The organism is Beijerinckiaceae bacterium, assembly GCA_004564215.1.
Taxonomy (GTDB): domain Bacteria; phylum Pseudomonadota; class Alphaproteobacteria; order Rhizobiales; family Beijerinckiaceae; genus Methylocapsa.
Window position 1 is genome coordinate 752914 of sequence record CP024846.1, and the last position, 24549, is coordinate 777462.

The following is a 24549-nucleotide window of genomic DNA, read 5'->3' on the forward strand; positions in this document are numbered from 1 at the left end:
GGTGAAAATTCATGGATGGTCGTGAATTTATTGTCGCCGTTGGAAGTGCCGCCATGATGACTTCGACCGCTCCGGCTTTCGCACGGCTGAGGGGTGGCGTTTCTCGATCACGCAGTCCCCCGCGTCGGATTGACCGTGAGCGGTCCGGTGCGCGAACTCTCGCTTTATTTTACTAGAGAAGTGCTCTATTCCAGCGTTCAGGTCACAAGTCCCACCGGAGCCGTAATTGCGTCCAGCAAACCCATCAATGATCCTTCCGAGCAAAGCGTTGTGAGCGTTCGTTTTGGCCATGCGCTCAAGCCCGGCACCTATTTGGTGAGCTGGCATGTCGTCTCGATCTACGAACGTCCGACTTCCGGTACCTTTCGATTTACGGTCTCTTGAACCATTGTTGTTCATGACCGCTTCCGTCATGATTCTGCCGCAGTGGACGTCCCTCCCCCTTAGGTATTCTCCCTGAGTTGGCATGGCGATGCCGTCAAATAGAATGGGCGGGCTTTGAACATGATAGGGAAGACCAATGCCACGGGTCTCGCCAACGATTCTGCGTTACGATGGTCTGACGATCTGGTTCCATTGGACAGTGGCGTTGCTCGTCACGGTACTCTGGTTGGTGGCGCAGGTGATCGACTGGTTTCCGAAAGGCATGCCCCGGATCGAAGTGCGATCGATCCATATTGGCCTTGGGTTATTGCTCAGTGTCCTGCTGGTGGCGCGCGGAGTGTGGCGGGCAACGCGCGGGCGGGTCCTGCCCCCGGGCGATCGCGGGACGCTGCACGTCCTGGCGAAATCGATGCACTATACGCTTTATGTCCTTTTGTTCGCCATGGTTCTGGTAGGGATCTTCCTTGTCTGGGTCCGCGGCGACAGTTTTTTTGGCCTGTTCACCGTGCCTGCCTTCGATCCTGGAAATAAAGCGTTGCGCGACAATGTTGAGGAATTGCATGGCACGATCGCGACCGTCATTCTTGTTCTCGCCGGCCTGCATGCCTTGGCGAGCCTCATCCATCATTATTTATGGCATGATAATATCTTGCAGCGTATGTTTCCGGGTAGAAGCTAAGCTAGCGGAAATACGTTCTTAGATGCCCGTCACGCCGCACGTTGAAAAGCACTTTCTCGCGTCCGCACTCGTCCGCGACGTCGTCATCGGAATGGCGGACGGACTCACGGTTCCTTTTGCGCTCGCAGCGGGTCTCTCGGGGGCTGTATCCTCAACACAGATCATCATTACCGCCGGTCTCGCCGAGGTGGCGGCGGGTGGCTTGGCGATGGGTCTTGGCGGATATCTGGCGGCGCGCACGGATCTCGAACATTATCGGTCCGAACTGCAACGGGAAAAGAACGAGGTCAAACAAGTCCCGGAAAGTGAGCGCGCCGAAGTCCGACAGATTTTGCGCGGCCAGGGTCTCGATCCCGCCTTGGCTGAAACGGTGACCGCCGCGCTCACCCGCGATTCGGAACGCTGGATCCGTTTCATGATGCGCTTCGAACTCGGCCTGGAAGAACCTGAAGCCGGTCGGGAACTCAAGAGCGCCCTGACGATCGGCGCCGCCTATGTCGTCGGTGGGCTCATTCCGCTGTCGCCCTACTTCCTGCTGCCGACAGTTTCCCGCGCATTGCCGATCTCGATTCTGGTGACCTTGGCAGCTCTCTTGATCTTTGGCGGCGTCAAGGGCCAAATGACCGGAGTTTCGCCTGTCCGAAGCGCTCTGCAGACCGCGATTGTCGGTTCTCTTGCGGCCGCCGCCGCTTTTGCCATCGCCCGGGCAGTTGGCGCGTGATCGCCCGCTTGCGCGGGCAATTCTTGCCAATTTCGATTTGCGATTCGCACCGTGATCGAAAACCGCGCAACCGGGTGGGCTGATGTTCAATCTTGATCCCGTGATCCTCAGTCTGGCCGTCGCTCTTGGTATCGGCCTCCTCATTGGCACGGAGCGCGAGCGCCGAAAGGGAGAAGGAGTAGACCGCTCGCCCGCCGGTCTTCGGACATTTGCGCTCGCTTCCATCACCGGGGCGATCAGCCTCATCGTCGGCGGAGTCCCTCTTCTCGCCGTTACGCTCGGCGGAATTTTTGCGCTTTCCGCGCTCGCCCATTGGCGCGAGCATGACGACGATCCGGGTCTCACCACGGAAATCGCCCTGAGCGCGGCAACGCTTCTCGGCGGCCTTGCAATAACGCAACCGGGGCTTGCGGCCGGCATTGCGGTCGCGGTGACGATTCTGTTGAGCGCCCGATCGGCTCTCCACCGCTTTGTCCGCTCCGTGCTCAGCGAGATTGAAGTCAAGGACGCTTTGATCTTCGCCGCCGCCACGCTGATCGTATTGCCGATATTGCCAAATCAAAACATGGGGCCGTTCGACTCCCTCAATCCTCACACGATCTGGATCATCGTCATTCTTGTCATGGCGGTCGGCGCGCTTGGCCATATCGCGGTCCGGCTCGTGGGAGCCCGCTATGGACTTCCCGTCGCTGGCTTGGCTTCCGGGTTCATTTCCGGCACGGCAACCGTTGCGGCCATGGGCGCGCGCGCGGCAAAGACGCCAGCCGAGCTTTGGCCCGTGGCGGCGGGCGCGGTCCTGTCGACGGTCGGAACCCTCATTCAATTGGGTTTGGTGCTCGCTGCGACGAATATCGAGGTGCTGAAAGCCGTCGCGCTTCCCCTTGCGTTAGGTGGCGCCGCCGCGGTTTTATATGGCCTAGCGTTCTCGCTTGTCGCCTTCAACGAGGGTGCGGAAGCCGTGGAGGAGCACGGACAAGCGTTCAGCCCGTGGGCGGCCATCATCTTCGCGGCGATGCTCACGGCGGTTTTGCTCATTTCAAGAGCCATGAACGAATGGTTTGGCGCAACCGGCGTCGTGGCCACCGCGGCTTTCGCAGGTTTGGCGAGTATCGATCCGGCGGCCATTTCAGTTGCCGTCCTTACCAGCGCCGGAAAGATGGCGGCAAGCGAAGCTGTGCTTCCCATCTTGATCGCTCTATCGGTGAACACGCTGACCAAAATCGTCCTGGCCATAACCACCGGCGGTCTTGGCTTCAGTTTGCGCGTCGTGCCTGGTTTGGCCTTTGTCGTCCTCGCCGCCTGGGCGGGATGGTGGTTGCCGGTATCGAAACTTGACTTTATCGGTATCCTTCCCGGCTAGATCACGTTCATGATTTTGGATTGACTCAATCCAAAATCATGAACGTGATCGATTCCAAAAGTTTAGAGCGGGATGCGGGCGGAAAACCGGTTTCCCCTTTTCCTCATCCCGCTCTAGAGGCTTGTTGCCTCATCTGTCCCGTGCCCACGATCTTACGATTGCAAGCTCATGCCCCGTCTTACCATTTCCGTTGAGCGTTTCCCGATTCTCGGCAAATTCGTGATTGCGCGCGGCGCGAAAACAGAAGCTGTCGTGGTCGTCGCAACCATCGAGGACAAGGATTTTCGCGGGCGTGGCGAGGCCGTGCCCTATGCCCGCTACGGCGAGAGCGTCGAGAGCGTCCTCCGGCAGGTTGACTCTGTGCGTTCGGCAATCGAGGTAGGCGCGGATCGCGCGGAACTTCAGTCCCTCCTTCCGCCGGGTGCAGCCCGCAATGCGCTCGATTGCGCGCTGTGGGATTTTGCCGCGAAGCAAAGCGGTATATCCGTGCATGAACTCGCTTCCGTGCCCCCTCCAAAACCCGTCACCACGGCCTACACAATCTCAGTCGGCAGCGCCTCGGAAATGGCGCAGGCGGCAGCCAATGCAAGCCTGCGTCCGCTGCTGAAAATCAAGCTTGCCGGCGAAGGCGACGCGGACCGTCTGTCCGCGGTCCGCTCCGCTGCGCCGGATGCGACCCTCATCGTCGATGCCAATGAAGCTTGGTCGATGGACAATCTCGAACACAATCTCGCCGATTGTGCCAAGTTTGGTGTCGCTTTGATTGAGCAACCGCTTCCGGCCAGCCAGGATGCGCAACTCGCCAACATCGAACATATCGTGCCGATTTACGCCGACGAGAGCGTTCACGACAGAACCGGCCTCGAAACCCTGCGAGAACGTTACGACGGCATCAATGTCAAACTCGATAAGACCGGCGGTCTGACTGAAGCATTGGCTCTTGTAAGGCAAGCCGAAGCCCTTGGCTTCGAGCTCATGATTGGCTGCATGGTTGCAAGCTCACTGGCAATGGCACCCGCTCTATTGCTCGGCTCTCGCGCTCGCTTCGTCGATCTCGATGGTCCCCTTCTTCTCGCAGCGGACCGGCCGGAAGGGCTTCGCTATGAGGGCTCGCTGATATACCCGCCCTCGCGGGATTTATGGGGATAGCGTCAAGCTGAACGAGAGCATCACCGGCAAGGCCGGCGTGTCTGTTTTTTGGTCGGAAATGCGGTAAGGTGAGAGAAATCATCCGCCAGTCGGACCGCGCGGCCACGCCTAGGGGGGCCCATGCCGAAAAAAACAGATTTTGACTCGCTCATCGAGGAATCCTTCCTGCCGCCCCGCGACATTATCGATCCCGTGGCCATGGTCAGCCGTGAGCTCAAAAAGCCGCTGCCCAAGCGATTCTACAAGGAGGCAATGGTACAATCACGGGACGGTCAGTTCCTTTTGCTTCTCGATGGCCGAGCCGCCAAGACCCCCGGCAAAAAGCCCTTGGCCTTGCCGACTTTGGCGGCAGCACAAGCGCTCGCCGCCGAATGGTCGAGCCAAGGCGAATTCATCGATCCGGCCACCATGCCGCTGACCCGCATCGTCAATTCCGCGATCGACGGCGTTGCGCAACGGATGGACGCCACGGTCGAAGAAATTGCCAAATATGCGGACTCAGATCTCACCTGCTATCGCGCCAGCCAGCCGGATTCGCTCGTGCGCGCGCAAGCGGCGGCGTTCGATCCGGTCCTTGCGTTTGCCCGCGATAGCCTCGGTGCGAGTTTCATTTGCACCGAAGGCCTAATGCATGTGGAACAGCCCCGGGCGGCCCGCACGGCGGTGCTGGAGGCGATCAAGGCCATGCAACGCGAACCGGCCGCGGCTTTCGTGCTCGCCGCGCTCCATGTGATGACAAGCCTTACCGGCTCGGTCCTCATCGCGCTCGCCGTGGCAAAGCGAATGCTGACACCTGCCGCCGGCTGGGCTGCCGCCCATGTGGACGAAGATTTTGAAATGCGCGCCTGGGGTCAGGATGCGGAGGCGCTGCGCCGCCGGGAATGGCGATGGCTTGAAATGGACGCGGCGGCGCGACTTCTTCAGGCGGTGTCGGATTAGCGGCCACACCTAGCCAAGACGGCCGAGGTGGCCGAGGTATGTCGAGTTGAAAGCCGCCTGATATTTGAGCCCGAAGCCCAACGCGCGGTCGATGCCGATCGATGTAAAGGATCGCGACGGCGAGCCCCTCCGCCCGCAACAAGAAAAGCGGTGCACCGTTGACGAAACCGGGCGGCTTAGCGATCATCTCCTGGTCTCCTTTTGGCTTTGGTTCATAAGACGGGCTCGGCCCTCGTCCACGGTCCTCGACGGCGGAAGCCGGTTTCGTGTTAAGATGCTACAAAAGCAAAGGTCCGATGCGCACTCCGTTTCCTTGGCCAAACGATATTTCCTAACGATATTTCAATGAGCACGCCCACTATCAAAGAGCTTAAGTAAGAGCGATGAAATCCATTCTCGAGCGACTTGCCGAGCGCCGTACCCAGGCCCTGCGCGGGGGCGGACAGCAGCGCGTCGCCGCGCAACACGAATCCGGCAAACTCACTGCGCGGGAACGAATCGAGCTTTTGGCCGATGAGGGCTCGTTCGAGGAGTTCGGCATGTTCGTCGAACATCGGGCGACCGACTTCGGCATGGATAAGCGCCACGCGCCCGGCGACGGAGTCGTCACCGGATCCGGCACTATCAATGGCCGCACCGTTTTTGTCTTCGCCAAGGATTTCACCGTTTTCGGCGGGTCGCTCTCTGAAACCCATGCACAGAAAATCGCCAAACTCCAAGATATGGCGCTCAGAAATCGCGCTCCCATCATCGGTCTTTTCGACTCAGGGGGCGCCCGCATTCAGGAAGGCGTCGCAGCGCTCGCCGGCTATGGCGAGGTCTTCCAACGCAATGTCTTGGCCTCCGGCGTCATTCCGCAGATTTCCGTGATCATGGGTCCTTGCGCCGGGGGCGACGTCTATTCCCCGGCGATGACCGATTTTGTTTTCATGGTCAAGGACACGAGCTATATGTTCGTGACCGGACCCGATGTCGTGAGGGCGGTAACCAACGAGACGGTCAGCGCCGAAGACCTCGGCGGCGCCTCCGTCCATACCGTCAAAAGCGCGGTCGCCGACGGCGCTTATGACAACGACGTCGAAGCCTTGCTGCAGATACGGCGTCTCGTCGATTTCCTGCCTTCGTCGAACTCGAGCGATGTCCCCGAATGGCGGAGTTTCGATGATATCGAGCGTTGTGACGACTCGCTCGACACGCTGGCACCGGACAATCCGGCCAAGTCCTATGACATCAAGGAACTCATCGTCAAAACCGTGGACGAAGGCGATTTCTTTGAGATTCAGGAGGCGTTTGCGCGCAATATCGTCACCGGCTTCGGCCGCATGGACGGCCGGACGGTGGGCTTTGTCGCCAATCAGCCGATGGTGCTTGCCGGCACACTCGACTCCGACGCCTCACGCAAGGCTGCCCGCTTCGTGCGTTTCTGCGATTGCTTCAACATTCCGATCGTGACCTTCGTCGATGTGCCGGGCTTTCTCCCGGGAACTTCGCAGGAATATGGCGGGCTGATCAAGCACGGCGCCAAGCTCCTCTTCGCCTATGGAGAGGCGACAGTGCCGAAAGTGACCGTGATTACGCGCAAGGCGTTCGGCGGCGCCTATGACGTGATGGCCTCGAAACATCTGCGCGGCGATATGAATTTCGCCTGGCCGAGTGCCCAAATCGCGGTCATGGGCGCCAAGGCCGCAGTTGAGATCATCTTTCGCCAAGATGCGGACAATTCCGAAAATATTGCAGAACGCACGCGCGAATATGAGGAACGTTTTATGTCGCCCTTCGTGGCGGCGGAGCGTGGCTATATCGACGACATCATCATGCCACGCGAAACGAGAAGGCGTGTCGCGCGCGCGCTTGCAACGCTGCGCCATAAGACGCTCCAAAATCCATGGAAGAAACACAGCAACATTCCATTGTGATGTTTCCTCGGAGCTTCGATTCAAAATCGCTGGGTCAGCCCTGCCAGAATGGCGCGGCGGATGCCGAATTGCGGCGCGCCGACGCCAACCCCTGAGCCATCGCGGATTTGATAGATGCTGTCGCCGATATTCAAGACATCAATTCGCAATTCCGTTCCTTGCCAGATCCCGAGATCGAGTTTTTGGACGATGCTGGCGTTGACGACCGCATAAGCAGGCAGCGACCCGCCATTTGGCACAGTGGGTGTGCCTGACCGCAAGCCGCTTTGAGCCAATAAATCCGCCGACACACGGGTTTGGTACTTTGTGCCCTGGTTGAACGTGTAGGCAATTCCCGCAGAACCGGTCCATGTCTGGTCATGGTCGAGATGGATGTAATTTTGTGCGATATAGGCGAGTTCGTCCGGTGGAATATTGAATTGCGCGGAGTTGATGTCCGTTCCCATCGCGCGGGAATAGGCGGCGTTGCCATAGATCGACCACGGCCCCTGGTCGTAGCTTACGGTGAATACCGCGCCGGCGACATAGGCCTTGGCATAGTTGAATGCGGACAAAATGATCGGGGCGCCGAATTGGCCTTCATCGAGCAGGTTTGTCGCCAGCTTGTAATAGCCATCGAGTCCGACGGTGAGCCCAGGAACGATAATTTGGTTGATCCCGACATCGAAATAATGCGACCGCTCCGCCTTGACAATGTCGTCCCGCTGAGTGGCAGCGGCAGCCGTTGTATTGTTGAAGAGTGCGACCGTGTTCGGCGAGACGAGCTCAAAAGGCGGCGGCACGAAATAGCGTGAATAGCCGGCATGGACTGTCGTGGTGTCGGTCGCGTTCAGGACCAGGTTCACGCGCGGGCTGAGCTGCGTTTCATTGGTGAACTCATTGACCCCGTCGAAGCGAAAGCCATAGTTGAGGGTGAGAGCCGGCAAGAGCCGCCATTCATCTTGAAGGTAAAAGCCGTAAAGGCCGCCGGTCCGTCCGCCATTATCGAGGATGCCGAGCGGCACATTCGATGTCTGCCCGCCCGCCGCGTCGACAGGCAGCACAAAGGAATTATTGTCGAACGCGATGGTCTCCACCTGCCCGAGAAAACCGCCCCGCAAGGTATGGCTGTCATTGATCCGCCAACTGGCATCGGCCTGAACGCCTTCGGCCAGACTGGACCGTCGCGCAAAGGGAGTGATTCCATTATAGAGAAGATCGCCGAGCGTGTCCGGGCTGAAGGACAGAACACTGTTGCGGACAAAAGCCGAGAGCTGCAAATCAACATCGCCGATGTGCTTTTGCAGCGATAACACGCCAAATTGCGTGGCCTCATGCTGAACCTCGTTCAGCAGAGTGCTGTTGAACGATTTCGCGCCAAGCACATTGAGGCCGAGAGCGGCGACCTGGCCCGGATTGTTGGGGATTTGGAAGCGACCGTTGAAGGCGCCGCCCATCAGGCTGACCCGCGTATCCGGATCGACAATGCCCGACATATACGCGAAACCGTGAAGTTGCTGGGTCGCGTCATGCAGCGCATTGAAGGTCGCAGCCGAATTTTCGATGCCGCGATCGTTTCCCAAATAATCGCCGGTGAAGAACCAATTGACTGGACCATAGCTTCCGCCATATTCGAAGCTCGGCTGCAGCCAATTGAAGCTTCCGCCATACATCGAGACTGCAAGACCTGGGTTGGTCAGCCCGGTCTTGGTCTGAATGTCTAAAACGCCCGCGGTCCGAAATCCATATTGCGCCGGCAAGGCGCCGGTGAGCAGCGAAATGCTGTGGGCGAAGCGGGTTTCGAGCGCTTGCCCAAACACCGAAAGCCCCTCGGGCAATTGCACGCCATTGATCCTGAATTGGACATTGGCGTGATCGCCGCGCACGTGAACCTGACCGAAACTGTCCTGCGCGACGCCGGGCATCTGCAGCAGTATCTGATTCAAGGGGGCATTTTCGCCTTGTGGAATCGTCTGCAGAGCTTCCGGGCCGAAGTAATACGTGCTCGCACCAAGACTGGGCTGGATCTGCAGGCGGGCGGCATCGAGCGCCTCGGAGATGACTTCCACCGAATCGAGGCTGATGGTCCCGGCATCGGCCGGATTTTGAGGCGCCGGCACGGGAGTTTCCGCAAAAGCTGGAGCGCCAGCAAGTGTCAGGATGAGGGCGCTCATTTTCACCCATCCGTGCGGTGCGAACAACATGGCAGTTTCCTTCGGCATTGCCCGACCCCTCTAAGGTCGGCCAATTGAAACGTTATATTATAACGTTCACGCTGTCCAGACACAGCCTGCCTGATTTTGTTCAATGGACGCGCCGACGGGGCTTGCCTACAAGTTAAGACGGCTAAATCCTCGTGGTTTCCACGAGTCGAAGGGCGTACCCGTTCCGAGGCTTTGATGTTCAAGAAAATCCTCATTGCCAACCGCGGAGAGATTGCCTGCCGGGTAATCGCCACCGCGCGGCGAATGGGGATTTTGACGGTCGCTGTCTATTCCGATGCGGACAAGGATGCGCCGCATGTGGGTTTTGCCGACGAGGCCGTACGAATTGGACCGGCAGCTCCCGCCGAGAGCTATCTCGTCGTCGAAAACATCCTTGCCGCCTGCAAGAAGACAGGGGCCGAAGCGGTACACCCCGGATATGGCTTTTTGTCCGAGCGGGCAGAGTTCGCAAGGGCCGTGATCGACAACAACATCGCCTTCGTCGGCCCGAATCCAAAAGCCATAGAGGCCATGGGCGACAAGATCGAATCGAAGAAACTCGCGCGCGCTGCCGGTGTGGCAACGGTGCCCGGATTTATCGGCGTCATTTCGGACATGGCGGAGGCAACCCAAATAGCCGATGACGTCGGCTATCCGGTGATGATCAAGGCCTCGTCCGGCGGCGGTGGCCGGGGAATGCGTATCGCGCTGACACGGGACGAATTGGCCGAGAATTTTGCGCGCGCGCAATCGGAAGCGAAAACCTCATTTGGGGATGATCGTCTCTTTATCGAAAAATTTATTCTCCATCCGCGCCACATCGAGATCCAAGTCCTCGGCGACAAATTCGGTGCCATCGTCCATCTGGGCGAGCGCGAATGTTCGATCCAGCGGCGCCACCAAAAACTCATTGAGGAATCCCCCTCCCCCTTCATCGACGAAGAGACGCGCGGGCACATGGGCGAACAGGCCGTCGCGCTAGCCAAGGCGGTCGACTACGACTCGGCCGGGACAGTCGAATTCATTGTGGCCCCGGACAAGAGTTTTTATTTTCTCGAAATGAACACGCGGTTGCAGGTCGAGCATCCGGTGACCGAACTCGTCACCGGCATCGACCTCGTCGAACAGATGATCAAAATGGCCTATGGCGAGAGATTGTCGATCGGCCAGAAAGATATCCACCTTAAAGGTTCGGCGATCGAAAGCCGCGTCCTCGCCGAAGATCCAACGCGCAACTTCCTCCCCTCCACCGGCCGGCTTAAAACCTACCGGCCCCCCGCCAATGCGTATCACGATGGCGTGACGTTGCGCGTCGATACCGGTGTCCGCGAAGGCAGCGAGATCGGAATTCATTACGATCCGATGATCGCGAAAGTCATCACCCATGCAAGCGATCGGCAGACAGCCATTGAAGCGCAGGGCGCCGCCCTCGATCAATTTTTCATCGACGGCATAAGCCACAATATATTTTTTCTTGCCGCCTTGATGCGCAATAAGCGTTTTCGCGGCGGCGACATCTCGACCGGCTTCATCGAGCAGGAATATCCGCGGGGTTTCGCTCCACTCCCTCCGGACGGAGACAGGGGGCGGCTCTTGGCCAGCGTCGCGGCGTCACTCCAGCATGTGATCGATCGGCGCAAGCGCCTCTTGTCCGGCCAGACGCGACGCCTGCCGCCCGACCCTTCTCCGGGCAATTATTCAGTCTTTCTCGGCAAAAAGCGTCAAGACGTGATACGCACCCAGGCGGGCGACGGCCTCGTGGTCCGGTTTGAGAAAGACGGCCAAGCGCACCATTGCGTATCCGCGTGGACGCCAGGCGAGCCGGTATGGAACGGCACCCTCGACGGCAACAAAATTGCCGTTCAGCTGCGCTCAATTCTCAATGGTTATACTTTGGCCCACGCAGGCGCCGTTGTGGACGCACGGGTGTACTCCCGCCGCCAGGCCGAACTCGCCGAGCTCATGCTGGAAAAAAGGATTACCGACAGTTCCAAATTATTGCGATGCCCGATGCCGGGCCTCGTCAAATCAATCGATGTGACAGCCGGACAAACCGTAAAATCGGGCGAAGCCCTTTGCGTGATCGAAGCGATGAAAATGGAAACCGTTTTGCGTGCCGATGAGGATGAGGTTGTGAAAAAGATCAACGTAAAGCCAGGCGATTCCATTGCCGTCGACGCTATCATCATGACATTTGTTTGAGGGGGACCCTTCAAGCCGGGTTCGCGCGCACAAAGCTTACGCAAAGACCAGACAGAGCGAGAGCGCCGCTTGTCCAGAGTTTTCTCGCAGAATATTTTTGTCGTGTGGATAGCGGGGCACGGTCGCGATCGACAAAAAAATCTCTCCTTTTTGCCGAAGAGGCGTGGCACAAGAAGAATCGGTCTTGAACTGATTCGGCGACGGCGCGTGTAGCGCAGGCCGGTGCCAATCGAGAAAGTCTATGCCTCCAATCGAAAATCTTGCCGACAGGGTCCGTCTCGGGGCCGGCGCCTCTTCAGCCCCGGATCTGAATTTTCGCCTCGCGCCGCACAACATCGAAGCCGAACAGGCTTTGCTTGGCGCGATCCTCGTCAACAATGATGCCTTCGATCGCGTCTCCGATTTTCTCCGCCCCGAACATTTTTCGGAAGAGCTTCATCGGCGGATTTTTGACATTGCCTCGCAGTTGATCAGGGCCGGCAAGCTGGCATCGCCGATCACCTTGAAGACATTCCTTGGTGAACATGATCTCGGCGGCGTCACCGTGCCGCAATATCTTGCCCGCCTCGCGGCGGAAGCCACAACCGTGATCAATGCCGAGGATTATGGCCGCACCATCCATGATCTCGCCATGCGGCGCGATTTGATCCTCATCGGGGAGGATATCGTCAACGCGGCCTATGACGCACCCGTCAACGCCTCGCCGCGCGAGCAAATCGAGGAAGCCGAACGCAAGCTCTATTCAATTGCCGAGACGGGCCGCTACGAGGGCGGCTTTCAACGTTTTTCGGAGGCCTTGACCACCGCCGTCGATATGGCGGCAAGGGCTTTCGAACGCGACGGAAAACTGTCCGGCATCGCAAGCGGCCTCACCGATCTCGACCGCTACATGGGCGGTTTGCAGGCTTCCGATCTCGTCATCGTCGCCGGCCGCCCCGGCATGGGCAAAACGGCGCTGGCGACCAACATCGCCTTCAACATCGCCAGGGCCTATGAGTTTAAGCTCAGACCCGATGGTTCGCCGGAGACCATCAACGGGGGAATTGTCGGTTTTTTCTCGCTGGAAATGTCGGCCGAACAATTGGCGACGCGTATCATCGCCGAACAGGCGGCGGTTCCCTCCTACAAAATCCGGCGGGGCGACATCGGCGAACCGGAATTTCACCGTATCGCCCAGGCCGCGCGGGATATGCAAACCATCCCCTTTTATATCGACCAGAGCGGTGGCCTTTCGATCGCGCAATTGGCAGCCCGCGCGCGACGCCTCAAGCGCCAGCGCGGCCTTGATGTATTGGTGATCGATTATCTTCAGTTGCTGGGTGGTTCAAAGACACGAAGCGACAGTCGCGTGCAGGAGGTGACCGAGATCACCACCGGCCTTAAGGCCCTGGCGAAGGATCTGAACGTTCCCGTCATCGCCCTCTCGCAATTGTCGCGGCAGGTCGAGAACCGGGACGACAAGCGCCCGCAATTGTCCGATTTGCGTGAATCCGGCTCCATCGAGCAGGATGCGGACGTCGTCCTGTTTGTGTTCCGCGAGGAATATTATCTGAAGAACCGTCAGCCGCGCGAGGGGACCGAGGACTTCCTCACCTGGCAGGCCGACATGGAACGGGCGCACGGCCGGGCCGAAATTATCATTGGCAAGCAACGCCACGGCCCGACCGGAACCGTGGAACTCGCCTTCGAAGACGAGATGACGAGATTTTCCAATTTGGCGCGGGAGGAAAATCTGCCTGACCATCTATAATATTGGGCTCGGGCAGGTAGATGCGTTTGCTCCGCGCGAACGTTTCGGGCAGCACTTAACCAAGATCGCCCTCGCGCATCGCCGGAGGCGTCGGACCGTTTGAGCGCGTCTTTTTCGATCGCATGTCTTCGATGGGGAAACCCGCCCCAGGAACCCTTATGGCCAAATCACATAATTCCTTCGTTTGCCAAAATTGCGGTGCGGTCACCCAGCGCTGGCAGGGCCGCTGCGAAGCTTGTGGTGAATGGAACACGATCATCGAGGAAAGCGCCGCAACCGGCATCGGCGCGAAAACCGTACAGGGGGCTCGCAAGGGCCGCGTCTTCAGCCTGTCGAAATTGATGGAGCACGACCAGCCGTCCGCGCCGCGCATTACCACCGGCATCGCCGAGATGGATAGGGTGGTCGGCGGCGGCTTTGTGCCCGGTTCGGTCATTTTGCTCGGCGGCGAACCTGGCATCGGGAAATCGACCCTGCTTATTCAGGCATGCGCCGCGCTCGCCGCGCGGGATCAGCGCGTCGTTTATATTTCCGGCGAGGAGGCGGTCGATCAAATCCGCTTACGGGCCGCGCGCCTCGGCCTTGCGGCGGTGCCCGTCGAACTCGCCGCGGAAACCAGCGTCGAGGATATTATTTCAACGCTGTCCCACGGCAAGCGCCCTGCCCTCGTTATTATCGACTCGATACAGACGATGTGGACCGACCTTATTGAATCCGCTCCCGGCACGGTCGGCCAAGTGCGCGGCGCGGCGCAGGCGCTGATTCGTTTCGCCAAGACGACGGGTGCTACCGTAATCCTCGTCGGCCACGTCACGAAGGACGGCCAGATCGCCGGGCCCAGGGTCGTCGAGCATATGGTCGACGCGGTGATTTCGTTCGAAGGCGAAGGCGGCCGGAATTTTCGGATTCTCCGTGCGGTCAAAAATCGTTTCGGTCCGACCGACGAGATTGGCGTTTTCGAAATGACCGGGCGCGGGCTCGCCGAGGTCTCCAACCCTTCGGCTCTTTTCCTATCTTCACGCGACGCCGCAGCACCCGGCGCCGCCGTATTTGCCGGCATGGAGGGAACCCGCCCGCTGCTCGTCGAGATCCAGGCCTTGGTTGCACCGAGCACGCTAGGGATGCCACGCCGCGCCGTTGTCGGCTGGGACAATTCGCGCCTCGCTATGGTTCTCGCGGTTCTCGAAGCGCATGGTGGGGTCAAACTCGGCCAACATGATATTTATCTGAATGTCGCCGGAGGATTGCGCGTTGGCGAACCTGCGGCCGATCTCGCCGCGGCGGCCGCGCTTGTGTCTTCCTTGACGGGGCGCAGTCTCCCGGCCGATTCGGTTTTCTTCGGCGAGATTGCCCTTTCCGGAGCCGTCCGGCCGGTCGGTCATGGGCTGGCACGGCTCAAAGAAGCAGCCAAACTTGGTTTTTGTCGTGCAACAATGCCGGACGCTGTGGAAAAAGGCGCCAGTTCCATACCGGAGCTTACGGTGCGCAGCTGCGGCCACATCGCCAGTTTGGTTGCCGACATCGCCGCGGATGGCGGACAACGCCAAAATGCTCAAAAACAGCCTCGGCGCGGCTGATCCGGAAATGAGCCAATCCAGTTCATTCGGAGCTAACCAACTTCGGCCGGATTTGCGGTCCAGATCCTATTGCCCTTGCTTTGTCTCGGCTATTAAGAGAAAAGCCAGCGAGGTCGACGACTCCACCTACCGCGAACGACAAAATCGCGCCTATGGCGCCAGAGGCTAAACCGATGCCATCCTATCTCGATCTAGGGTTGATCGCTGTCATTCTCATTTCCGCATTTCTCGCGATGTTGCGTGGCTTTACCCGTGAAGTCCTGGCGATCGCCTCCTGGGGAGCGGCCGCGTTAGCTGCGATTTATCTCCACCCGATCGTACTTCCCTATGTAAAGCCCTATATCGCCAAAGATGTCATCGCCCTGGCTGTCGCTGCAGCCGCGGTTTTTTTCGTGGTTCTGATCGTCGTCTCCCTTGTCACCGTCAAATTGTCGGATGTGATCCTCGATTCCAAGGTCGGCGCGCTCGATCGTTCGCTCGGCTTTCTGTTTGGCGCGGTTCGCGGCCTGTTACTTTGCGTCATCGCCTTCGTGTTCTTCAATTGGCTGGTGCCCTTACAGACCCAACCCGAGTGGGTCAAATCCGCCCGCATGAAGCCGCTCCTGCAAGCTACCGGCGACCAGCTTATGGCTGTCCTGCCGGAAGATCCCGAGGGGCTTTTGAACAAGCTCAAAAAGCCCAAAACTCCCAGCCCAAGCGAAGACGCGGTCCCGGATTCGGATGCGGAACCGAAGAAAGTCGAGACCGGCAAGGGAACTTGACCATCAGCGCAGTCTTTTGCGGATTTGCGTGCCGGCAAAAAGCACCGGTCTTTTTAGCGGCTGTGAGTTTTGGGGAAAACGCACAAACGTGACGTTTCCGCCCGTAAACTTGGTCTTCGCGACCTCTTAAGGGCTGACATTCACCGCAAGGTCGCTTATGTAAGTCTCATGACACTTGCGGCCGTTCGCGTAAGGTTGCGGGACCCCGACGAAACGGGACGATCCAGGACAATTCATCGATTTGAAGCGCTCGACCACTGAGCTTTCGGGAGGCCGTTGATGGGTGAGACGCCGGATGCTGGGCAAAGTCGGGAGTGCGGCAAAGCTGCTTCGCACGCCAGCGACGTGCCTCTGCCAGCCGAGGACTTCGACCTCGACGGCGACCGCCTGCACGAGGAATGCGGAATATTCGGGATTTTCGGGCATCCCGACGCCGCGGCCATCACCGCGCTTGGATTGCATGCTCTGCAGCATCGCGGTCAGGAAGCTGCCGGCATCGTGACCTTCGACGGCCAGCGGTACAATTCGGAACGTCGGCTCGGCCTTGTCGGCGATCACTTCTCCAAGGCTTCCACAATCGCGCGCCTCCCCGGCGAATCCGCCATCGGACATGTGCGCTATTCGACGACGGGCGAAACCATTCTGCGGAATGTTCAACCGCTGTTTGCCGAACTGAACTCCGGCGGCTTTGCGGTCGCCCATAATGGAAATCTCACCAATGGCCGCACGCTCCGCCGCGAGCTCGTGCAAGGCGGTGCCATTTATCAATCGACCTCCGACACGGAAGTCATTCTTCATCTGGTTGCCCGCAGCCGACGCCCGCAGTTGATCGACCGCTTCATCGAAGCCTTGCGCATGATCGAGGGCGCCTATTCACTCGTCGCTCTCAGCAACAAGAAACTGATCGGCGCGCGCGATCCGTTAGGGATCCGACCGCTCGTTCTCGGCGAACTCGACGGCCATTATATCCTCGCCTCGGAAACTTGCGCCCTTGATATTATTGGCGCGCGTTTCGTGCGCGACATCGAGAATGGCGAAGTCGTCGTTATCTCGGACGAAGGCATCGAGACATTGCGGCCTTTTCCGCCGCGCCCGATGCGTCCCTGCATTTTCGAATTCATCTATTTCGCACGGCCGGATTCCATCGTGCATGGGAAGCCTGTCTATAATGTGCGCAAGGCCATGGGCGCAGAACTGGCGCGGGAAGCCCCCGTTGCTGCCGACGTGGTCGTCCCGGTACCGGACTCCGGCGTCCCGGCGGCCATCGGCTATGCGCAATATTCCGGCATTCCGTTTGAACTGGGCATTATCCGCAATCATTATGTCGGGCGGACATTTATTCAGCCGTTCCAGTCGGTCCGCGAACTCGGAGTGCGCCTGAAACACAGCGCCAATCGTGCGGTAGTCGCGGGCAAGCGCATCGTCCTTCTCGACGATTCGATTGTTCGGGGCACAACCTCCCTGAAGATTGTGCAGATGATGCGTGATGCTGGGGCGCGCGAAGTACATTTCCGAATCTCGTCGCCGCCCATCACCCATCCCGACTATTATGGCATCGACACGCCGGAACGCGACAAGCTGCTCGCGGCAACCCATACGCTCGAGGAAATGCGCAGCTATATTGGCTGCGATTCGATTGCATTTCTTTCGGTTGATGGGATTTACCGGGCGATGGGCGAGCGGGGCCGCGATCCCATCCGTCCGCAATATACCGATCATTGCTTCACCGGCGATTATCCAACCCAGCTCACCGACGCTTGCGATGAAACCAAGGTCCAGCTTTCGCTCCTCGCGGAAGCCGGTTAACCGCGTGTCCGACTGTCCAGCTTATGCCCCGTTCGCTTGACGGGCGTGTCGCCCTCGTCACGGGCGCCTCGCGCGGCATTGGCCGCGCGGTTGCGCTGGAGCTTGCCGGTGCCGGCGCGCATATAATTGCCCTCGCCCGAACCCAAGGCGCGCTTGAGGACCTCGACGACGCGATCCTGAGCAAGGGGAGCGCTGCGACGCTGGTTCCTTGCGACATTACCGATTTTGATGCGCTCGACCGGCTCGGCGCAGCCATTTTCGAGCGCTGGGGCAGACTCGATATCTTCATTGGCAATGCTGGAGCGCTGGGGCCGGTGACCCCGCTCGCCCATGTCGAGCCGCGGCAATGGGAAGAGACATTCGCAGTGAACGTCACAGCGAACTGGCGGCTCATCCGTTCGCTCGATTACCTGCTGCGCGCGGCGGAAGCGGGCCGGGCGATCTTTATTTCGTCGGGCGCCGGCCAATCCGCTGATTTCAAACCCTATTGGGGACCTTATGCGACATCCAAGGCCGCGCTCGATGCCCTGGCGCGCACCTACGCCGCGGAGACGGTCAATGTCTCCGCCGTAAAGGTCATGATCGTCAATCCCGGACCGCTGCGCACAAGGATGCGCGCAACGGCGATGCCCGGCGAGGATCCGGTGACCTTGCGGACGCCGGAGGAATTGGCGCCAAAGATTCTCGCGCTTTGCAAGCCGGATTGGACACAGACGGGGAGGCTTTACGATTTTCCGACAGATCGCGTGCTGAGCTTTAGAAGTCCTGCGTAAATTCAATCCATTGCAATCGATCCACGGCGTGCTAAACTTGCTTATGGGCCCGCTAAACTATAGCTCACGCTCCAAGCACGTCGCAATCAGCGTGATTGTGCTTTACGCGTTCTTTTTCCAGGGCTTTTTTTCAGCGGCAGTGCAAGCCGCAGCGTTCGATTCCCTCGATTTTATTTGCTCGCAAGCAGACAATTCCCCTGACGCACCGGGCAGCGACCCGAATCACCACCAAGGGCTCTGCTGCATCTTGGCCTGCGCCGCCAGCGGCTGCGCTTATCTGGCCGCCGACTCCAATCCTCTCGTTTTCACGGATCGCGTCGGGTCGCCGATAGCTTGGCCACCAACCCAAACCTTTGCCACCCGTCGCGCCTCCAAATTCTATTTCGGCGCGCGCGCGCCTCCCCCCAGCGTTTGATCGCGCCGTTCCTGTTCGGGTTTATCGGCGTCGGCTTGGCAGATTGGCAAGGGTTCCCCACTGAGGGCGCCCGCGCCCAGGTTCGACGTCAGTTGCCGGCCACCTTCAGACGTGCCGTCCCACTAAAGCCCGAATGGAAACAGGGCGCCCTCGCGGGATACCGCGGGACGGCCACCGATTCCGAGTCTGCATCGGAACCCGTTTTACGATTGGCCAGAAACCTCAAATTGGTAAGGCCATGATCAAAGGTTCAAGCAATGTTGCATCACAAGCCAGGAAACAGCGCCATAGCGCTCGCTTTGCCTTGCGCAGGGGCTGGCGGAATCGACCAGGCGCCGCCTGACACAAACGCCGACGGACCCGCCTCCGGCCGTCCTTACAGCCGGCCGGCACGGACGGCTGGGTCGGTCGGATTTGCGCGCGCGCCCGAAATCCGGGGCCGCTTTAGCGGCGACCTCCATGATTTGGCGGCAACGCCCTTCAAGGGCACAAAGCCGTTCGAGGCGCCCGCTAGCCCGGCGAAGCGGCGAATCTTCACCGCCGAGGAAAAAGCCAGGATCGTCGCGGAGAGTTTTGAGCCCGGCGAATCTGTTTGCTCGGTCGCGCGCCGCCATCATCTCATGTCGTCGCAGCTATTCTCCTGGCGCAAACATGCGCGTCTCAAAGGCAAAGGCGAAGAATTGAACGAAAACCGAACGGATGCGGTGGTCGGGCAAACGGGCGACCCGCCGAAGACAGCCTCGCCGATCGAGATCGCCATTGGCACAACCATCGTGCGGGTTCCGGAAGGGGCCGATGCGGCAACCCTCAGGGCCGTGCTCCGGGCGTTGAGCGAGACATCATAAAAGGGGCCCGCGCTACCCGCCGAGCGGGCGAAAAAAGTCCCAGATGAGCCTGGGACTGTTGACGTCGCCATTTGTGAGGCCGCGGCCGGAGCCGTTTCCGGCTTCGCTCCAAAGGCCGGGGAGAACATGTCCCCCGCCCTCGATTCGTACCGCTTCGATGGGGACGGAGCAATTGTTTAGCTTATCCAGATAAGCTCTTGTTCCGTCGTGAGGATCTTTGTCCGGGAAGACCGTGGTCGTCACCCCGTCGCCGCAGCCCGCGACCTTGCCGAAAATGCGCAGGGTCGCATCGACGGATAGAAGCTCGGCCTTGTTGTTCGGCAAACTAGCTTTGCCGCCTTGAAACGGAATCATGGGATCCGCCGTCCCAGCGATCACCAAAAGCGGCAGCGGCCGCAAAGGCTTGCAGCTCCCTGCGAGATCAGAGGGCATGCTGGCGGCAAGAACCGCCATCCCGGCATAGGCATTCTTCTCCTCGCAAGCCAGCCGCAGAGCCATCAGGCCACCCGAGGCTATGCCAACGATAAACACCTTGTTCGGGTTGGCCATTCCGCTGGCCACGAATTTACCAATCAGATCGCGGATAAAAACCGCATCTCGGCTCGCCTTGCTACCGGGAGCGTCGGCCCAGTGGCCGGAAAGCGGCTGCGGATAGAGGAGGATCGCGCCCGACGATCGGGCCATCTCGTCAAACCCGGAACCATGGTGCAAGCGGGAGCCCTTCCCCCTGGCACCGCGCAGGATGATGAGAACCGGCCGACGTGATTGCTTAAGACGCCGATGCTGAACCAGAATGGCCGTCCGCGGAACGCCGCCCGATTCAATCGTGACGCGGCCAGCCGCCGCGAGGGCAGCCGATGGCCAGCCGGCGATCGAGAGAAACAGCCAGCCCGCTCCAGCCAGGCAACCGATTGTAAAATCTATTCCGAAAATCCTTGCGCCCCGCATCATCATGGCTTTCCAGCCTCCCCGATTCCATCGGCGCAAATGTCGGTGGTTCGTGCGCGGTCAGAAAGCGAAGCGCGTTCGTTCCGGCGGGCGCCGCGCCATCGATCCTGAGCGGGGAGCCTTCGTGGCGCGGCGTGAAAAGCAACAAAACGGCAGCCGATAAGCATTTTTTTGGTTTCCGTCCCCGTGACCTATCGAACCGGTTTGGTCTCCGAAGCGGCATATAGCGTCGGACCTCCGCAGCCAAATTTCTGCCACGGGGTGTGGAAACATGATAGTTTATTTTCGTCCATCCCCAACGCAGGCTAAAGCACGATCGGCAGGAGGTTCGTTGCTGAATGCCAGTACTCTTCCCGCTTGGGAGAGTTCAAGTCTCTGCCAAAAATCCGCTTTGGTTCGAGCCCCTCTCCCATCCGGATCGCCACTTGGGGCAAAAGGTCTCATCGGAAGTTCGTGCATTCTCGAATTTTTCTAATGAACGCGTTGCCCGGAAGAGCTGATTGCATTAGGGGAATAGGCGTTAAATTTCTGTGGCATGGGGTAAAAGTTCATGACCAAGGTCGAGTTGGGCGCTCGCGGCCTGGAAAAGCGCCGACCGCTCTCTCCGCATCTGCAAATCTACAGTCCGATGCTGACCATGATGATGTCGATTGCGCATCGCATCACCGGGGCTGCGCTCTATTTCGGCACGCTTTTGCTCGCCTGGGTGCTGATAGCTGCTTCCACCGGCCCGGACGCCTACGCGACGGCAGCCTATTTTCTCAATTCGATCGTCGGGAAACTGATCCTGTTCGGATTTACCTGGGCCCTGTTCCATCACCTTCTTGGCGGCGTGCGCCATATCATTTGGGACACAGGCTATGGTTTCACGCATCCGCAACGCGAATGGCTGGCGCAAGCGACCTTGGTCGGCGGTATCGCCCTGACATTGATTGTCTGGGGCGTGGCGTATTTTTTCCACTAAGACCGATTGGGCGACGATCGCCGCAACAGCAAACACCCGCTTCGCACCGATTTATGAAAGGGACAGGGTAAACATGGCGAAGGATTCCGCATCGGTTCGCACGGCGATCAGCAAAGTGCGCTTCCTCGGCTCCGCCAAATCCGGCACCTCCGATGCGTGGAATATGCGCGTCACCTCACTTGCCCTGCTGCCCTTGACGATCGCTTTCGTCGCTGTCGTTTTGTCGCTGCTCGGCAAGGATTATGATGCGATGCGGGCCGAGCTGGCACATCCCGTTCCAGCACTCATTCTGCTGCTCTTCATTTTGACTGGCATCTACCATATGAAGCTCGGCATGCAAACGATTTTGGATGATTACGTGCATAGCACCCATCTCAAGGAATGGTCGCTGGTCGCCAATCTTTTTTTCTGTGTCAGCGTCGGTCTGGCTTGCGTCTACGCGGTCTTGAAGCTCAGCTTTGCCTGACAAAGCCAAGCAGGATTTCCCGACCATCCGCCCAAGCGCGGGATGTTGATTTTTTTGAAAGACAAGGGCATGACTTCCAGCAAGACCATCAACGGCAGCGCCGCTCCGGCTCAACTTGGCGCCGCCTATCCGATTACCGACCATACATTCGACGTCGTCGTCGTCGGCGCCGGTGGCGCGGGTTTGCGAGCCACCGTCGGCTGTTCGCAGGCGGGGCTGCGCACAGCCTGCATCACCAAGGTCTTTCCAACCCGTTCGCATACGGTGGCGGCGCAAGGCGGCGTTGCGGCGTCCCTTGCCAACATGGGCCCGGACAATTGGAAATGGCACATGTACGACACCGTCAAGGGATCGGATTGGCTCGGCGACCAGGATTCCATCGAATATCTTTGCCGCAACGCGCCCGCGGCCGTCTATGAACTCGAACATTGGGGGGTCCCGTTTTCCCGCACCGAGGACGGCCGCATTTACCAGCGTCCCTTCGGCGGCATGACGACCGACTTCGGCAAAGGTCCTCCAGCGCAGCGGACCTGCGCGGCCGCCGATCGAACCGGCCACGCAATGCTGCACACGCTTTACGGCCAGGCCCTGCGCAACAAAACCGAGTTCTTCGTCGAATTCTTCGCGATCGATCTGATCATGGAGGATGGCCGCTGCCGCGGCGTCGTCTGCCTGAAGCTCGACGACGGCACCATCCATCGCTTTCGGTCACAGCTTGTCATCCTGGCAACCGGCGGATACGGCCGCGCCTATTTTTCCGCGACGTCGGCACATACCTGCACCGGCGATGGCAATGCGATGATCTTGCGCGCGGGACTTCCGTTGCAAGATATGGAGTTCGTGCAGTTTCATCCAACCGGCATTTACGGTGCGGGCTGCCTGATTACCGAAGGATCGCGCGGCGAGGGCGGCTATTTGACCAATTCCGAAGGCGAACGATTCATGGAGCGCTACGCGCCTTCGGTGAAGGATTTGGCGCCGCGAGACATGGTGTCGCGCGCCATGACACTGGAGATCCGCGAAGGCCGCGGCGTCGGCAAGCACAAAGACCACATCCATCTGCACCTCGAACATCTCGACCCCAAGATTCTCCATGAGCGCCTGCCCGGAATTTCCGAAAGCGCCAAGATTTTTGCCGGTGTCGAGGTTACCACGGAGCCGATCCCCGTGCTGCCGACTGCGCATTACAACATGGGCGGTATTCCAACCAATTTTCACGGCGAAGTAGTCACCAAGAAGGGAAACGATCCCAATGCGATCGTGCCCGGTCTCATGGCGATCGGCGAAGCGGCCTGCGTCTCGGTGCATGGCGCCAACAGGTTAGGCTCGAACTCACTGATCGACCTTGTGGTCTTCGGCCGCGCGGCCGGACTGCGTGCGGCGGAACTCGTCACCGCTGGCGCCAAGCAGGCGGATCTTCCGGCGGATTCCGCCGATCTGGCGCTCTCCCGTCTCGATCATTTCAGGCACGCCAAGGGCGACCTTCCAACCGCTGAATTGCGGCTCAGCATGCAAAAGGTGATGCAGACGCATTGCGCGGTCTACCGCACCGGCGCAACGCTCGAGGAAGGTTCGAAGATGATCCATGAGGTCTGGTCTGCGAAGGACCAGATCTCGGTCACCGACCGCTCGCTGATCTGGAATTCAGATCTGGTTGAAACCTTGGAGTTCGATAATCTCATCGTTCAGGCGGTCGTCACCATGGACGGCGCGGCAAGCCGCACCGAATCGCGCGGTGCGCATGCACGCGAAGATTATCCCGAACGCGACGACGTGAACTGGATGAAGCATACGCTCACCTCGATTGACGCCAACGCCCGCTCGGTCTCGATCGATTACCGCCCCGTGCATAGTTTCACCATGACCAACGAGATGCATTATATCGAGCCGAAGGCCCGGGTGTACTGACGCGTTTTAAGAGAGAAACAGATGGTCGAGATCGCACTTCCCGCCAATTCACGCGTCGTCACTGGAACCACCTGGCCGACCCACGGCGATTCGAAAACCCTCACCGAATTCCGCATTTACCGTTGGAACCCTGACGAAGACCGGAACCCGCGCCTCGACACCTATTATGTCGACCGAAGCGATTGCGGCCCGATGGTTCTTGATGGACTGATTTGGATTAAATCCAAGATCGATCCGACGCTGACATTTCGGCGTTCATGTCGCGAAGGGATTTGCGGATCCTGCGCGATGAATATCGACGGAACGAACACCCTCGCCTGTACGAAATACATGGACGACATCAAAGGTGCGGTCAAAATCTATCCGTTACCGCATATGTCGGTGGTGAAAGATCTCGTGCCCGATCTCAGCGGCTTCTTCGCGCAGCATGCCTCGATCGAGCCCTGGCTGCAAACCACGACGCCGCCGCCCGAAAAAGAATGGCGGCAAACCCCAACCGATCGCGCCAAACTCGATGGACTCTATGAATGTATCCTTTGCGCTTGCTGCTCCACGTCTTGTCCGAGCTATTGGTGGAATGGCGATCGCTATCTCGGCCCGGCCGTCCTGCTGCAGGCCTATCGCTGGCTGATCGATTCACGAGATGAAGCCGCGGGCAGCCGCCTCGACAATGTCGAAGATCCGTTTCGCCTCTATCGTTGCCACATGATCATGAATTGCGCCAAAGCCTGCCCCAAGGGCCTCAATCCCGCAAAAGCGATCGCCGAAATCAAGAACATGATGATCAAGCGCCAGCTCTAAAA

The 24549-nt window shown here is 59.2% G+C and carries 23 protein-coding genes and 1 pseudogene; 22 read left to right on the forward strand and 2 right to left on the reverse strand.

Features of this window, described 5'->3' with window-relative positions; genetic code table 11:
• Positions 1–93 precede the first annotated feature (93 nt).
• The 9 genes and pseudogenes from CU048_03545 (at position 94) to CU048_03585 (ending at position 7148) form a co-directional block, all read left to right on the forward strand.
• Positions 94–384, forward strand: coding sequence for a hypothetical protein (locus CU048_03545; protein QBR70502.1), 291 nt, complete (start codon positions 94–96; stop codon positions 382–384).
• Between the two features lie 136 nt (positions 385–520).
• A complete protein-coding gene (locus CU048_03550; protein QBR70503.1) occupies positions 521–1063 on the forward strand; it encodes a cytochrome B in 543 nt (180 codons plus the stop codon).
• 22 nt (positions 1064–1085) lie between these two features.
• Positions 1086–1784 carry an iron transporter gene (locus tag CU048_03555; GenBank protein QBR70504.1) on the forward strand — a complete coding sequence of 233 codons (699 nt, stop codon included), beginning with the start codon at positions 1086–1088 and terminating at the stop codon, positions 1782–1784.
• 82 nt (positions 1785–1866) lie between these two features.
• Positions 1867–3144: a hypothetical protein gene (locus CU048_03560; GenBank protein ID QBR70505.1), complete on the forward strand. Its 1278-nt coding sequence runs from the start codon at positions 1867–1869 to the stop codon at positions 3142–3144.
• Positions 3141–3260 (forward strand): annotated as a pseudogene (locus CU048_03565) (SAM-dependent methyltransferase). Before CU048_03560 ends, CU048_03565 begins: the two are co-directional and overlap by 4 nt.
• A gap of 52 nt (positions 3261–3312) precedes the next feature.
• The gene (locus CU048_03570) at positions 3313–4293 is read left to right on the forward strand and encodes a dipeptide epimerase (protein ID QBR70506.1); all 981 of its coding nucleotides are present in this window, start codon (positions 3313–3315) and stop codon (positions 4291–4293) included.
• 120 nt (positions 4294–4413) lie between these two features.
• The gene (locus CU048_03575) at positions 4414–5232 is read left to right on the forward strand and encodes an ATPase (GenBank protein QBR70507.1); all 819 of its coding nucleotides are present in this window, start codon (positions 4414–4416) and stop codon (positions 5230–5232) included.
• Positions 5233–5323: 91 nt separating this feature from the next.
• Entirely contained in the window at positions 5324–5581 is a 258-nt protein-coding gene (locus CU048_03580; GenBank protein QBR70508.1) for a hypothetical protein, read from the forward strand.
• Between the two features lie 34 nt (positions 5582–5615).
• Positions 5616–7148 (forward strand): methylmalonyl-CoA carboxyltransferase, encoded by a 1533-nt coding sequence (locus tag CU048_03585; protein ID QBR70509.1) that lies wholly within the window; start codon positions 5616–5618, stop codon positions 7146–7148.
• 20 nt (positions 7149–7168) lie between these two features.
• Here CU048_03585 and CU048_03590 read toward each other — a convergent pair whose 3' ends face one another.
• Positions 7169–9349: a TonB-dependent receptor gene (locus CU048_03590; GenBank protein QBR70510.1), complete on the reverse strand. Its 2181-nt coding sequence runs from the start codon at positions 9347–9349 to the stop codon at positions 7169–7171.
• Positions 9350–9526: 177 nt separating this feature from the next.
• Here CU048_03590 and CU048_03595 point away from each other — a divergent pair, with 177 nt between their 5' ends.
• The 9 genes from CU048_03595 (at position 9527) to CU048_03635 (ending at position 19460) form a co-directional block, all read left to right on the forward strand.
• Positions 9527–11533, forward strand: coding sequence for an acetyl/propionyl-CoA carboxylase subunit alpha (locus CU048_03595; GenBank protein QBR70511.1), 2007 nt, complete (start codon positions 9527–9529; stop codon positions 11531–11533).
• 241 nt (positions 11534–11774) lie between these two features.
• Positions 11775–13283 (forward strand): replicative DNA helicase, encoded by a 1509-nt coding sequence (locus CU048_03600; protein ID QBR70512.1) that lies wholly within the window; start codon positions 11775–11777, stop codon positions 13281–13283.
• Positions 13284–13441: 158 nt separating this feature from the next.
• Entirely contained in the window at positions 13442–14860 is a 1419-nt protein-coding gene (locus CU048_03605; GenBank protein QBR70513.1) for a DNA repair protein RadA, read from the forward strand.
• A gap of 173 nt (positions 14861–15033) precedes the next feature.
• The gene (locus CU048_03610; protein ID QBR70514.1) at positions 15034–15621 is read left to right on the forward strand and encodes a colicin V synthesis protein; all 588 of its coding nucleotides are present in this window, start codon (positions 15034–15036) and stop codon (positions 15619–15621) included.
• 279 nt (positions 15622–15900) lie between these two features.
• Positions 15901–17427, forward strand: coding sequence for an amidophosphoribosyltransferase (locus CU048_03615; protein ID QBR70515.1), 1527 nt, complete (start codon positions 15901–15903; stop codon positions 17425–17427).
• Positions 17428–17450: 23 nt separating this feature from the next.
• A complete protein-coding gene (locus tag CU048_03620) occupies positions 17451–18200 on the forward strand; it encodes an oxidoreductase (GenBank protein ID QBR70516.1) in 750 nt (249 codons plus the stop codon).
• A 43-nt stretch (positions 18201–18243) separates the two neighbouring features.
• Positions 18244–18615 carry a hypothetical protein gene (locus tag CU048_03625; GenBank protein ID QBR70517.1) on the forward strand — a complete coding sequence of 124 codons (372 nt, stop codon included), beginning with the start codon at positions 18244–18246 and terminating at the stop codon, positions 18613–18615.
• Positions 18612–18857, forward strand: coding sequence for a hypothetical protein (locus CU048_03630; protein QBR70518.1), 246 nt, complete (start codon positions 18612–18614; stop codon positions 18855–18857). The genes CU048_03625 and CU048_03630 overlap by 4 nt, the downstream gene beginning before the upstream one ends.
• 15 nt (positions 18858–18872) lie before the next feature.
• Positions 18873–19460, forward strand: coding sequence for a hypothetical protein (locus CU048_03635; GenBank protein ID QBR70519.1), 588 nt, complete (start codon positions 18873–18875; stop codon positions 19458–19460).
• Between the two features lie 12 nt (positions 19461–19472).
• Here the strand turns inward: CU048_03635 and CU048_03640 are convergent, their stop codons facing one another.
• Positions 19473–20414 (reverse strand): phospholipase, encoded by a 942-nt coding sequence (locus tag CU048_03640; protein ID QBR70520.1) that lies wholly within the window; start codon positions 20412–20414, stop codon positions 19473–19475.
• Positions 20415–20958: 544 nt separating this feature from the next.
• Between CU048_03640 and sdhC the strand changes: the two genes are divergently transcribed.
• The 4 genes from sdhC (at position 20959) to CU048_03660 (ending at position 24547) form a co-directional block, all read left to right on the forward strand.
• Positions 20959–21372 carry a succinate dehydrogenase, cytochrome b556 subunit gene (gene sdhC / locus CU048_03645; protein QBR70521.1) on the forward strand — a complete coding sequence of 138 codons (414 nt, stop codon included), beginning with the start codon at positions 20959–20961 and terminating at the stop codon, positions 21370–21372.
• A 73-nt stretch (positions 21373–21445) separates the two neighbouring features.
• On the forward strand, positions 21446–21838 hold the full coding sequence (gene sdhD / locus CU048_03650; protein QBR70522.1) for a succinate dehydrogenase, hydrophobic membrane anchor protein: 393 nt from the start codon (positions 21446–21448) through the stop codon (positions 21836–21838).
• A 69-nt stretch (positions 21839–21907) separates the two neighbouring features.
• Complete coding sequence (locus CU048_03655) at positions 21908–23746, forward strand: succinate dehydrogenase flavoprotein subunit (protein QBR72631.1); 1839 nt, start codon at positions 21908–21910, stop codon at positions 23744–23746.
• A 21-nt stretch (positions 23747–23767) separates the two neighbouring features.
• Positions 23768–24547 carry a succinate dehydrogenase iron-sulfur subunit gene (locus CU048_03660; GenBank protein QBR70523.1) on the forward strand — a complete coding sequence of 260 codons (780 nt, stop codon included), beginning with the start codon at positions 23768–23770 and terminating at the stop codon, positions 24545–24547.
• The last annotated feature ends 2 nt before the right edge of the window (positions 24548–24549 follow it).